At 30.0% G+C, this 12,329-nt stretch carries 13 protein-coding genes; 10 read left to right on the top strand and 3 right to left on the bottom strand.

From position 1 onward, the window contains the following. Window positions 1-2 precede the first annotated feature (2 nt). Both L8U98_RS07040 and L8U98_RS07035 read right to left on the bottom strand, forming a co-directional pair. Window positions 3-1,142: a hydrogenase small subunit gene (locus L8U98_RS07040; protein ID WP_258107370.1), complete on the bottom strand. Its 1,140-nt coding sequence runs from the start codon at window positions 1,140-1,142 to the stop codon at window positions 3-5. 159 nt (window positions 1,143-1,301) lie between these two features. Continuing rightward, window positions 1,302-3,875, bottom strand: a complete 2,574-nt coding sequence (locus tag L8U98_RS07035) for an ATP-dependent Clp protease ATP-binding subunit (RefSeq protein ID WP_263725354.1) — start codon at window positions 3,873-3,875, stop codon at window positions 1,302-1,304. Window positions 3,876-4,082: 207 nt separating this feature from the next. Between L8U98_RS07035 and L8U98_RS07030 the strand changes: the two genes are divergently transcribed. From L8U98_RS07030 to L8U98_RS06985, 10 genes are read left to right on the top strand one after another with little or no spacing between them, the layout of a single operon-like run. Continuing rightward, the gene (locus L8U98_RS07030) at window positions 4,083-5,399 is read left to right on the top strand and encodes a S41 family peptidase (RefSeq protein ID WP_318529466.1); all 1,317 of its coding nucleotides are present in this window, start codon (window positions 4,083-4,085) and stop codon (window positions 5,397-5,399) included. A 1-nt stretch (window position 5,400) separates the two neighbouring features. Then, entirely contained in the window at window positions 5,401-6,114 is a 714-nt protein-coding gene (purC, locus tag L8U98_RS07025) for a phosphoribosylaminoimidazolesuccinocarboxamide synthase (protein ID WP_149062286.1), read from the top strand. An 8-nt stretch (window positions 6,115-6,122) separates the two neighbouring features. Next, complete coding sequence (purS, locus tag L8U98_RS07020) at window positions 6,123-6,359, top strand: phosphoribosylformylglycinamidine synthase subunit PurS (protein WP_263702577.1); 237 nt, start codon at window positions 6,123-6,125, stop codon at window positions 6,357-6,359. Then, on the top strand, window positions 6,356-7,006 hold the full coding sequence (gene purQ, locus L8U98_RS07015; protein ID WP_257396888.1) for a phosphoribosylformylglycinamidine synthase subunit PurQ: 651 nt from the start codon (window positions 6,356-6,358) through the stop codon (window positions 7,004-7,006). Before purS ends, purQ begins: the two co-directional genes overlap by 4 nt. Next, window positions 7,000-8,205: an SH3 domain-containing protein gene (locus L8U98_RS07010; protein ID WP_263725355.1), complete on the top strand. Its 1,206-nt coding sequence runs from the start codon at window positions 7,000-7,002 to the stop codon at window positions 8,203-8,205. The genes purQ and L8U98_RS07010 overlap by 7 nt, the downstream gene beginning before the upstream one ends. Next, window positions 8,183-8,872, top strand: coding sequence for a lysophospholipid acyltransferase family protein (locus L8U98_RS07005; RefSeq protein ID WP_263725356.1), 690 nt, complete (start codon window positions 8,183-8,185; stop codon window positions 8,870-8,872). Before L8U98_RS07010 ends, L8U98_RS07005 begins: the two co-directional genes overlap by 23 nt. Next, the gene (gene crcB, locus L8U98_RS07000; protein ID WP_039625961.1) at window positions 8,869-9,237 is read left to right on the top strand and encodes a fluoride efflux transporter CrcB; all 369 of its coding nucleotides are present in this window, start codon (window positions 8,869-8,871) and stop codon (window positions 9,235-9,237) included. The genes L8U98_RS07005 and crcB overlap by 4 nt, the downstream gene beginning before the upstream one ends. 11 nt (window positions 9,238-9,248) lie before the next feature. Beyond that, the gene (gene htpG / locus L8U98_RS06995; protein WP_087684835.1) at window positions 9,249-11,078 is read left to right on the top strand and encodes a molecular chaperone HtpG; all 1,830 of its coding nucleotides are present in this window, start codon (window positions 9,249-9,251) and stop codon (window positions 11,076-11,078) included. After that, window positions 11,075-11,410 (top strand): rhodanese-like domain-containing protein, encoded by a 336-nt coding sequence (locus L8U98_RS06990; RefSeq protein ID WP_263725357.1) that lies wholly within the window; start codon window positions 11,075-11,077, stop codon window positions 11,408-11,410. The genes htpG and L8U98_RS06990 overlap by 4 nt, the downstream gene beginning before the upstream one ends. Window positions 11,411-11,412: 2 nt before the next feature. Then, the gene (locus L8U98_RS06985; RefSeq protein WP_263725358.1) at window positions 11,413-11,787 is read left to right on the top strand and encodes a rhodanese-like domain-containing protein; all 375 of its coding nucleotides are present in this window, start codon (window positions 11,413-11,415) and stop codon (window positions 11,785-11,787) included. 12 nt (window positions 11,788-11,799) lie between these two features. Here L8U98_RS06985 and mog read toward each other — a convergent pair whose 3' ends face one another. Then, window positions 11,800-12,327 carry a molybdopterin adenylyltransferase gene (gene mog, locus L8U98_RS06980; protein ID WP_263725359.1) on the bottom strand — a complete coding sequence of 176 codons (528 nt, stop codon included), beginning with the start codon at window positions 12,325-12,327 and terminating at the stop codon, window positions 11,800-11,802. Between the last annotated feature and the right edge of the window lie 2 nt (window positions 12,328-12,329).

Here is a 12,329-nt window from a genome sequence, read left to right as displayed (position 1 = left end):
TCTTAATCCTTATTCTTTTCTAATGAAGCAATTACAGCGTGCGCAGCAACAGCAACACCTGTTACACAAAGTACACCTATACCAATTTTATCTGAAATACTATCAGCACCCAAACCATAAACAGTATCAAATAATCTTCCTGCCATCACTTCTTCAAAAGGCCCCATAGTATCCCAAAAATCTGGTTCAGAACAACCTATACAACCATGTCCAGCTTGAATAGGCCATGAAGTATGCTGATTAAATCTTTCTCTTGAGCAATTATTAAAAGTATAAGGTCCTTTACAACCTACCTTGTAAAGACAATATCCTTTTTTTGCTCCTTCATCACCAAATTGTTGCACAAACTCACCCGCATCAAAGCGTCCTCTTCTTTCACAAAGATCATGAATTCTTAATCCATAAGCCCATTTTGGTCTATTATAAGCATCAAGCGCTGGCAATGTTTGATACAATATATAATGAATCACATTACCTATAATGTTTTTCTCGCTTGGAGGACAACCTGGAACGTTAATAACTGTTTTATTTGTAACTTTACTTAAACTCACAGCATTACTTGGATTAGGTCTAGCAGCTTGAATACCACCAAAAGCTGAACAGGTACCTATAGCAAAAATAGCCAAAGCATTATCACAAGCTTGAACTGCTATTTGCTTACCTGTTTTACCGTGTGGTCCTATGGTTAAAAAGTTTTCTGTAGCACCTGTTGGTATACCACCTTCTACCATTAAAATATATCTACCTTTATATTTTTCCATAGCAGCTTCAAGATTATGCTCAGCCTGCCAACCTGCTGCACCCATTATAGTTTCATGATATTCTAAAGAAATATGATCAAAAATTAAACTATCAATAGTAGGAGCATCACTTCTTAATAAACTCTCAGAACATCCTGTACATTCAGCCATATGAAGCCAAATCACTGGAAGTCTATCACTAAGCTCAGCAGCTCTTGCAACTACTGGAGTAAAGCTAGCAGGTAGTGCCAAAAATGCAGTCATTGCACTAGCCCATTTCATAAAATCTCTTCTTGAAAAACCTGATTGTTCTAAGGCTTTAGAGATAGAAATCTCATTTTTCAAAAGAGGAAGTTTTTCTAATGCGTCTAAACGGCGATTAAAAATATCTAAATCACTCATTTGTTGTTCCTTAAATATAGAAATATCATTAAAGATTTTAAAACATTTATTGTTAAGAATAGATAAAAAATAATATTTTTTTAAACAAATATACGAAGTATTTACAATTTAATGTTAATAGGATAATTTTACTCTAAAATAAGCAAGTATTGCACTTGCTTATTGTTTAATAATGACAATCTCATCATCTTTAGAATCTATAATAATCTCATCATTTTCATTTAATTCATCGGATAATATCATATCACTTAATTTATCTTCTACCATGTCATATAAGGCTCTTTTTAATGGTCTTGCGCCAAAATCTACATCAAAACCAACCTTTGCTATTAACCTAGCAGCATTATCGCTCAAGCTTGCTTTAATACCTCTATTTTCAAGACTTTTTTGCAAGGTATTAAAAAGCAATTTAACTATTTTTTCAGCCTCACTTTCTCCCAAAGGATTAAAAGTAATGATATCATCTAAACGATTTAAAAACTCAGGTCTAAAAAAGCTTCTAAGGGCTTCTTTGATAGCTTTTTCTCTTTCTTCGCCCTTTAACTCCATAATAAAATTTGCACCTATGTTAGAAGTTAAAATAATAATAGTATTAGTAAAATCAACCGTTACGCCTTTACTATCTGTAGCCCTACCATCATCTAAAATTCCCAAAAGTATATTAAATACATCCTTATGAGCTTTTTCTACTTCATCAAATAAAATCACGCTATAAGGCTTTCTTCTAACAGCTTCGGTTAGTTCCCCTCCTTCTTCATGCCCTATATATCCTGGAGGTGCACCTAAAAGTCTTGATATACTGTGTTTTTCCATAAATTCACTCATATCAAAACGCACCATAGCTTTTTCATCATCAAATAAAAATTTAGCCAAAGCTTTAGCACTTTCTGTTTTACCTACCCCAGTTGGCCCTAAAAATAAAAAGCTTCCTATAGGCTTAGTTGCTTGATTTAGCCCTGCTTTATTACGTTTAATAGCTTTAGCTAAAGCACTCAAAGCCTCATCTTGTCCTACGACGCTTTCTTGTAAATACTCTTGAATGTGTAAATATTTTTGCTTTTCAGAAGTAAGCATTTTTTGCACACTAATACCTGTCCATTTACTTAAAATACCAGCTACTAAATCCTCATCTACTTGGTTTTTAAGTAAAACTCCTTCTTGGGTCATTTGTTTCCATTTTTCCTCTAAATTTAATACCTCTTTTTCGCACTCTAAAATTTTGCCATATTCTATTTCAGCAGCCTTTTGGAAATCTCCTTTATTTTTAGCTAAAATAGCTTCATTTTTTAAAGTATCGATTTCTTTTTTCTTTGCACTTATGCCATTAAATACTGCTTTTTCATTTTCAAATTTAGCATTAAGTTTGATTTGCTCTTCTTTTAAATTTGCTAATTCTTTTTTAATCTCTTCTAATCTTTTTTCATTAATTTCATTTTCTTCCATTTTTAAAGCTTCATTTTCTACTTCTAAGCTTTCAATTTGTTTTCTAACCTTTCTTAAAGAATTTGGCTCGCTTTCTATTTGCATTTTTAATTCTGCTGCGGCCTCATCAATTAAATCAATCGCCTTATCAGGTAAAAATCTATTAGCTATATAACGCTTAGATAGTTTTGCAGCTGCTACCAATGCACTATCATTAATAGTTACATTATGATGAATTTCTAATTTCTCTTTTATACCTCTTAACATTGCTAAAGCTTCATTTACACTAGGTTCAGCTACATTTACAGGTTGAAATCTTCTTTGCAAAGCCGCGTCTTTTTCAAAATATTTTCTATATTCTTTTAAGGTTGTAGCGCCTATAGTATGAAGCTCACCTCTTGCTAAAGCAGGTTTTAAAATATTTGCCGCATCCATACTTCCTTCATTTGCACCTGCACCTACAATGGTGTGAATTTCATCTATAAATAAAATTATATTTTTGTGTTTTATTACTTCATTTACAACAGCTTTTAATCTATCTTCAAATTCACCTCTGTATTTTGCTCCTGCTATTAAAGCACTCATATCCAAGGCTATGACTTTTTTATTTTGCAATGAAGTAGGAACATCTTTTTTTACTATTCTTTGTGCTAAAGCTTCTACTACAGCAGTTTTTCCTACCCCTGGCTCACCTAATAAAATAGGATTATTTTTAGTTTTTCTAATTAAAATTTGCATTAATCTTTGAATTTCTTCTTCCCTGCCTATGACAGGATCAAGTTCATTGTTTTTAGCTTTCATAGTCAAATCAATACCAAATTTAGACAAAGAATCAAGCGTTTCATCGCTTGTTTTGGTTTCTATTTTAGCTCCAGCTCTAATAAATTCTAATTCTTTTTTAAATTCATTTAAATCTACAAATTTAGATAAAAGTTCTTTAATAACCCCACTCGTACTTTCTGAGACAAGCCACATATCCACAGCCAAATAGCTATCTTTGTTTTCTAAAGCCAAGCCTTTTGCTTTTTCTAAAGAATTAATAAATTCATTTGAAAATTTAATATTATCTTTATTTACATTTGAGCTAGTAGGAAAAGATGAAATTTTACTTTTTACTTCTAGCTCAAATGCCTCTTTAGAAACATTTAATTTATTAAAAACTTGATTTAGCAAACTTGAACTATCAACACTTAAAGCCCATAATAAATGCAAAGGTTTTATTTCACTATTCTTAGAATGAATGGCCAAAGAAATCGCACTTTCTATATTTGAAAGCATAGAATCTGTTAAAAAATCTTGTATATTTGCCATTTTTGCTCCTTTTTTACTTTTATATGAGATGTATTATATAACTTTAGTCTATTATTGTCAAGTTTATTTAGTTATATTTATAAATAATTTTTTATATAAACACACTAATATAATAAAAATATTTACTTTATTTACGATTTTTTAAGCAAAAATAACTAAAATTAGATAATTATTTTATGAATTCATATTTATTTTGGAGTTTTTCCTTTGAAGACAAAAAGAAATCTTATTATCGCAGCTAGCATTTGTAGTTTAGTAACCGCTTCTTTTATTTTTACTAATTTACAAGCTAAAAACCCCGCTCCTAGTGAAGCAGAAAAGAAAATAGAAGCTTTATCTAAACTCACAAGAACCATGTCCATCATAGAACAATACTATGTTGATGATGTTAATTATACAGATTTGGTTGATAAATCCATAGCAGGCTTACTAACAAATTTAGATGCTCATTCTTCTTTCTTAGATGAAAAAGGTTATAAAGAACTTAAAGAGCAAACTAATGGAGAATTTGGTGGACTTGGCTTTACTATTACGCAAAAAGATGGAGCAATTAGCGTTGTAGCTCCTATAGAAGGAAGTCCAGCAGATAAAGCAGGCATTAAAACTGATGATATTATCTTAAGAATTAATAACGAATCAACCTTAGGTATGACTTTAAATGAAGCTGTTTCTAAAATGCGCGGAGAACCTAAGACAAAGGTCACTCTAACTATCTATAGAAAAGGTGATGCGAAACCATTTGATGTCAATTTAAAAAGAGATATTATAAAAGTAGATAGCGTTTATACAAAATTAATCGAAAATGAAAACTTGCTTTATTTAAGAGTGACTAATTTTGATAAAAATGTCGTAGATGAAGCTAGTAAAGCTATCAAAAAACATCCTAATGTAAAAGGAATTATACTAGATCTTAGAACCAACCCGGGTGGTATTTTAAATCAAGCCGTAGGCTTGGTAAATCTTTTTGTAGATAAAGGAGTCATTGTCTCACAAAAAGGAAAAATAGAAAGTGAGAACGTAGAATTTAAAGCAAATCCTAGTAAAAAAATCACCAACGCACCTTTAGTAGTGCTTGTAAATGGTGGTAGCGCTAGTGCAAGTGAGATTGTAAGTGGGGCTTTACAAGATTTCAAACGCGCTATTATCATAGGCGAAAAAACCTTTGGAAAAGGTAGCGTACAGCTTATATTGCCAATGGATGAAAAAGGTAAAGAAGGCTTAAGACTTACTATAGCAAAATATTATCTACCAAGTGGTAGAACCATACAAGCTGTCGGGGTTAGTCCTGATATAGAAGTATTCCCAGGAAAAGTAAGTAAAGAAGAAAATCATGGCTTTGAAATCAAAGAAAGCGATCTAAAAAAACACTTGCAAGCTGAACTTGATAAAATCGGACATCAAGAAAAGAAAAAAGATAATAAAGAAGATAAAAATATCATCACCAAAGAACAAATTGATAATGATATACAATTAAAAACTGCAATAGATGCAATCAAAATTTTAAACATCACAAAAGGAGAGTAAAATGGCAACAAAACTAGATCTTTTATACGAGGGAAAAGGTAAAAAAATGTTTAAAACTGATGATGAGAATTTACTCATCACGGAATTTAAAGACGACTTAACTGCCTTTAATGCAGAAAAAAGAGGTAATGAAGCAGGAAAAGGTGCGTTAAATTGTAAAATTAGTACTGAAATTTTTCATCTTTTAGAAAAAGAAGGTATTAAAACACATCTAGTAGAAACTATCAGCGATAAAGAACAAATTGTTAAAAAATGCAATATTATACCTATTGAAGTTATTACTAGAAATGTAGCTACAGGATCTTTAACAAAAAGATTAGGCATTAAAGAAGGTACGATTTTACCTTTTGCTGTGGTTGAGTTTTGTTATAAAAATGATGATTTAGGCGATCCTATTATCAATGATGAGCATTGTTTGATTTTAAATTTAGTAAAAAGTGAAAAAGATTTAGAATTAATAAAAAACATTGCAAGACAAATCAATTCTATCTTGGTTAAATTCTTTGAATCTAAAGGTTTAAGATTAATTGATTTTAAATTAGAATTTGGTATTGATAGTGAAGGAAATATGATACTAGCTGATGAAATTAGCCCTGATAGTTGTAGATTTTGGGATAGCAAAACTAATGAAAAATTAGACAAAGACCGCTTCAGACAAGACCTAGGTAATGTAAAAATGGCCTATGAAGAAGTATTAAAAAGAATTTTAAGTTAGGAAAAATAATGAAAGTAATTGTAAATATCACACTAAAAAATGGGGTTTTAGATCCTCAAGGCAAAGCCATAGAAAAGGCTTTGCATTCTTTAGATTTTAATAACATATCAAATGTTAAAACCTCAAAACAAATTAGTTTTGATATAGCTTGTAATAATAAAGAAGAAGCTTTAAAACATGTTGATTTAATGTGTAAAGAATTGCTTGCAAATACTGTGATAGAAGATTATGAGATAATATTATGAAAGTAGCTATTATTCGTTTTCCCGGAACTAATTGCGAGTTTGATACAGCTTATGCTTTTGAAAAACTAGGTGTAAAAACTGAAATCATTTGGCATGAAAGACAAGATTTTAGCGCAGATTTAATTGTTTTACCAGGTGGATTTTCTTATGGAGATTATTTAAGATGTGCAGCCATTGCAAAACTTGCTCCTGCTATGAAAACACTTAAAGAACATGTACAAAAAGGTGGATATGTCCTAGGTATTTGCAATGGTTTTCAAATTTTATTAGAACTTGGTCTTTTAAAGGGAGCTATGAAACATAATAATAGCTTAAGTTTTATTTCTAAAATGCAAGCATTGCAAGTAGTATCAAACAATAATGCTTTTTTGAAAAATTTCCAAAAAAATGACATTATAGAATTGCCTATTGCTCACGGAGAAGGAAATTATTTTAATAGCGAAGATGGTATTAAAATGCTAGAAGATAAAGATATGATTTTATTAAGATATATCAATAATCCAAATGGCTCCTTAAACGATATAGCTGGAATTTGTGATGAGAATAAAAAAGTTTTTGGACTTATGCCACACCCTGAAAGAATGTGTGATGATATACTTGGCTCAAAAGTAGGACTTAAAATGTTTGAAGGATTTTTAAATTGCTAAAAACCTTCAAAGTTTTTTGTGTTTTTTTACTAGCGTTTAATTTATATGCTCAAGAAAATAGCGTTTTTGAAGATTATAACACCCTAGAAAAAAACTACAATCAATTAGACGATCAAGCTAAGCAAATTTATCAAACTATCGCTCCAAGCGATGAGAGTAATTATGAAAGTAAAATCAATGATGAAAATTTTATTCCTCAAGGTTCTTTAGTATTAAATGCAAAAGAATACACTGATGAAGCTTTCATAGATGAAGCTTTTGCTATAGATCTTGAGGTTATCACCACAACTAATGTAAGTTTTGATTTAAATGTGAGTTTTGAAAAAAATGACGATATGCTTTGGATTAATCCTAATCCTATTTGGGAGCAAAAGGCTAATTCATATCACACAAAATTATGGTTTGAAGCAAAAAGTTTAAATGCTAATTTAAATAAAATCATCGTTTCTTTAAGCAGAAATGATCATATTTTTCAAAGTTCATCACTAATTATAAAACCTATTAGACTTAAAAAAATCGACGCTCCATCTAACAAATACTCACACATAGTTGCAAGTAATTTAGAAGTAAAACAAGTAAAAGCAAGCCATTTTGACAATGATAATATGATTTTATTTATAGAACTTGCAGGAGAAAACACAAACCTAGCAAGTTTTAATATAAAAGATATTCAAAAACAAGGCGTAGAGGCTATTAAAGGTGATTTTGAAAAACAAAGTGGGTTTTATTATGCTATTTTAGATAAAAGCAAAACACGCTTTGATTTTTCTTATTTTAATTTAAATTCTAAAGAATTAAAAGATTTTTCTTTAAAAATAGAACTTAAAGAAGATAGCATAAGCACGCAAAGTGATTTAAATCCAAAAACCAATGACTTTAATTTTTACAAACAAGTATTTTTGTGGAGCTTGTGTGGTATTTTTGCTTTATGGTTTGTATTTAAGAAAAGCTATGTAGCTTTAGGCTTAGCAATTTTGGCTCTAATAGCAAGTTTTTTAGCCCAAAATAACATATATAAAGCTATATTAAAGGCTGAAAGCAAAGTGCAAATTTTACCAACTCTGAACTCAACTCATTTTTATTCTGGAAAATATAACCAAGAAGTAGAAGTGTTAGATTCAAGAGATGAATATAAAAAAATTTTATTTAATAATGGAAAAATAGGCTGGGTAAAAAGTGAAGATTTATCAAAGATTTAAAGCTTTAGTATTTTGGATTGAATTTATTTTATCTATTATATTTTTATGCATTGCCTTTTTATTATTGCAATCACAAGAAAAAATTTGGAAAATCAGAAAAGCATGGTCAAAATTGCAAAAATATATAATAAATTATAAAATCCAAACTCAAGGTTCTATACACCCTCAAGCTAATTTACTTTTAATCAATCATCAAAGCTTGTTAGACATAGTTGTTTTGGAAGATCTATGTCCAAAAAATATATCTTGGATAGCAAAAAAAGAACTTGGTGAACTCCCCGTTTTTAAAACTTTGATTAAAAAACCTAAAATTATTTGTATAGATAGAAGCCCAAAAGGTCTAGTAAAACTTTTAAAAGAAGCCAAAGAAAGACTAAAAGAAGATAGAATTTTGGCTATTTTTCCAGAAGGTACAAGATCTAAAACACAAAAACTTTTAAAATTTAAAGTTGGAGCTAAAATTTTAAGTGAAAAACTTAATCTAAAAGTCCAACCTGTGGTAATTGTTGATTCAGCTAAAATTTTAGACACGCAAAACTTTAGCGCAAAGAGTGGCGTTTTAAAAGTAGTATTTCTTGATCTTGTTGATATAAGTAAAGATGATTGGCTTGAGCAAACTAGAGAAAAAATGCAAACAATATTAGATAATGAAAGGTCAAAAGCTTGATTAGCACAATTTTGGCTGTAGGTTTTGGTGGCTTTTTAGGGGCTATATCTAGAATGCTTACTAGTAGCTTTTTTAATAAAATCATTCCACATGATTTTCCCTATGGTACTTTACTTGTTAATATCATAGGATCTTTTTTAATGGGCTTGTTTTTTTCTTATGCAAATTCTAAAGGTGTGCATATTTTTACCAAAAGTTTAATTAGCACAGGTTTTTTAAGTGCTTTTACGACTTTTTCAACTTTTTCTTATGAAAATTTGCTATTTTTGCAAAGTGGTGATTATTTTCACTTTTTTCTAAATATTATTTTAAATGTTATCCTTTGTCTTTTGGCAGTATGGATTGGTTTTTTAATTTTTAAATAAAGGAGATATAAATGCAATTTCAAACTGAAGTTAATCAACTTTTACAACTTATGATTCATTCTTTGTATTCAAACAAAGAAATTTTTTTAAGAGAGCTTATTTCTAACGCAAGCGATGCACTTGATAAACTTAGTTATCTAAGCGTGAGTGATGATGCTTATAAAAATTTAAAATTTGAACCAAAAATTCAAATCAACTTCAATCAAGAAGCAAAAACCCTAACCATAAGTGATAATGGTATAGGTATGAATAAAGAAGATTTGATCAATCATCTTGGAACCATTGCTAAAAGTGGTACAAAAAGCTTTTTAGAAAACTTAAGTGGTGATGCTAAAAAAGACTCACAACTTATAGGACAATTTGGTGTAGGCTTTTACTCTGCTTTTATGGTGGCTTCTAAAATAGAGGTTTTAAGCAAAAAGGCATTAGATGATAAAGCTTATCTTTGGACTTCTGATGCTAGTGGTTATGAAATAGAAGATGCAAATAAAGATGAGCAAGGTACTTGTATAACCTTACATTTAAAAGATGAAGAATTTTTAAACTCATACCGCATTGAAAGTATAGTAGAAAAATACTCAAACCACATACAATTTCCTATTTTTATGGAAAAAGAAGAATATTTGCCATTAGAAGAAGGTGAAAAAGAACCTAAAAAAGAATTAAAAAACACTCAAATTAACACAGCAAGTGCTTTATGGAGACAAAATAAAGCAAGCTTAAAAGCTGAAGATTATGAAAGATTTTATGAACAAAACTTCCATGACTCAAACAAACCTATGCTTTATATCCACACAAAAGCTGAAGGTTCTATAGAGTATAATTCTTTATTCTTTATACCTGCACAAGCTCCATTTGATTTATATAGAGTAGATTATAAAAGTGGTTTAAAACTTTATGTAAAAAGAGTTTTTATCAGCGATGATGATAAAGAATTATTACCAACTTATTTAAGATTTGTGCGCGGGATTATCGATGTAGAAGATTTACCGCTTAATGTAAGCCGTGAAATTTTACAAGAAAATAAAATTTTAAAAAGCGTTCAAGAAGCAAGTGTTAAAAAAATCTTAGCTGAACTTAAAAAATTCAAAGAAAAAGATAAAGAAAACTATCTTAAATTCCATGAGAATTTTGGAAAAGTTTTAAAAGAAGGTTTATATGGTTTTGGCGAAAATAAAGACGCTATAGCTAAGCTTTTATACTTTAAAAACTCAAATAAAGAAGAATTAATTGATCTTGAAGAGTATAAACAAAACTTAGCTGAAGGACAAAATGAAATTTTTTATATTAGCGGAAAAAATGAAAAACTTTTAAGAAATTCTCCATTACTTGAAAGCTATAAACAAAAAAATATCAATGTTTTATTACTTGATGAGGAAATTGATACCATAGTTATGCCTATGATGAATGAATTTGAAGGTTTAAAATTTAGCGCTATCAATCATTTAGCTAGTGAAGAAACTAGCGAAGAACAAAAGGCTGAATTTGCAAGCTTACTCATCAAAATAAAAGAAGTTTTAAAAGATGAAGTTGAAGAGGTAAAACTTAGCCAAAGACTTTCAAATAGTCCAAGTTGTATTGTTTATGATCAAAATAAACCTGATTTTGCTATGCAACAAATTCTTAAACAAATGGGGCAAGAACAGCAAGTTAAACCTATACTTGAAATCAATCCTAATCATGAAATTTTAAAAGCCTTAAAAGAAAATGATACCTTAGCTAATGAAATGGCACATATTCTTTTAAATATGGCTAAACTTAGTGAGGGCATGGGTATAGATAACCCTAGCGAATTTAACAATGCCTTAAGCAAAATCGTTTCTAAGGCTTTAGAAAAATGAAAAATATAGCTATTTCTAAAGATATTTTGCACGAATTTTGTATTATAGATGTAAGAACCCCAAGCGAATGGAAAAGCGGAGTTATAAAAGAAGCTATACTCATCGCACTTTGCGATGATAATGGCTTTATGAATGAAAATTTCATCCAAGAGTTTAAAGAAAAAGTAGATTATCAAAATAAAAACATAGCCTTTGTGTGTGCTACAGGCTCAAGAAGCAAACACACTGCTATGATGATAGAAGATGCTCTAGGTATAGAATGTACTAATCTAGATGGTGGCATGGTAGCACTTTTATCGCAAGGCTATGAAGCTACAAAAAAAGAAGGTTAATTATGAGGAAAATATTTTTATCTTTAGCATTTTGTGTTAGTTTTGTTTTAGCAGAAGTTAAAAATATCGATATTAATGCGGATATTTTGGAAAATTATCAAGTAATTGATGTTAGAAAACCTAGCGAATGGGCACAAACTGGTACAATAAAAAATGCCATTAAAATTAGTTTTTACAACGAAGATGGCAGTGTAAATAAAAATTTCATTGAGGAAATTAAAAAAATTTCAAGTAATAAACCTATCGCTATAGTTTGCAGAAGTGGTTCAAGAAGTGCTAAAGCTTCTGCTTTACTAGATCAAAATGGCATAGAAGTTACTAATTTAAAAGGCGGTATGAACGCACTTTTATCACAAGGATACGTAACCTCAAAGTAAGTCTAGTTAGACTTACTTTTTCTTTGGCCTAAATACAGAAATTACTTCTTTGTTATTTTCAATATAAGCTCCACCTATTAAATCCACACAATAAGGAATAGCAGGAAATATAGGCTCAATGCATTCTCTTATAGCTTTTGGATTACCCGGTAAGTTAATAATCAATGATTTTCCTTTTATACCCGCGCTTTGTCTTGAAAGTATAGCTGTTGGTACATATTCTAAGCTTTTTGCGCGCATTAACTCCCCAAAACCTGGAAGCATTTTATCACACACTGCTTGTGTTGCTTCTGGTGTCACATCACGCAAAGCAGGCCCCGTACCTCCTGTAGTAAAAATCAAATCACATTTTACATCATCAGCCAAATAAGCTAATTTTTCTATGATTAAATCATACTCATCAGGAATTAGCTCATAATAAAAACTTTTTTCATTTTTTATATAAGAATCTAAAATTTTTTCTATCTCTACTCCGGATTTATCTTCATAAACTCCACTGCTTGCCCTATCTGAAAGTACTAAAATTCCTATTTTTACCATTT

The organism is Campylobacter sp. RKI_CA19_01128, assembly GCF_025771175.1.
Classification (GTDB): domain Bacteria; phylum Campylobacterota; class Campylobacteria; order Campylobacterales; family Campylobacteraceae; genus Campylobacter_D.
The sequence above is the reverse complement of the archived record's forward strand: the minus strand, read 5'-3'. Positions and strand labels throughout refer to the sequence as shown.